The following is a 254-nucleotide window of genomic DNA, read 5'->3' as shown; positions in this document are numbered from 1 at the left end:
GGAATGTAGCCAACTCCGATGCCTTCCTCAATCATACGAATAGCAGTATTAAGTTCGGGAGCATAAATCATGGTTTGGCCAGTTAACGACCATGATACGCGTGGTGAGATGTGCTGTGAGGTATCACGAACAACTACCACAGGGTAACCTCGAAGTTTCTCTGTGGTTAGTGTTCCAATATGCGATGCCAATGGATGAGTTTGACCAACGATAAAATCCCATTCCACTTGGCCTATCGCATGGTAAACAATACC

Annotated in this window: 1 protein-coding gene; it reads right to left on the bottom strand. The window is 45.3% G+C overall.

What is annotated here, in order from left to right; translation table 11 throughout:
- Nucleotides 1-227, bottom strand: a 227-nt coding sequence (locus tag RMT89_RS44275) for a hypothetical protein (RefSeq protein ID WP_315889409.1), incomplete at its 3' end; no start/stop codon positions are given.
- Between the last annotated feature and the right edge of the window lie 27 nt (nucleotides 228-254).

Source organism: Streptomyces sp. P17 (genome assembly GCF_032436805.1).
Taxonomy (GTDB): domain Bacteria; phylum Actinomycetota; class Actinomycetes; order Streptomycetales; family Streptomycetaceae; genus Streptomyces.
This window is presented reverse-complemented; position numbering and strand designations above follow the sequence as displayed.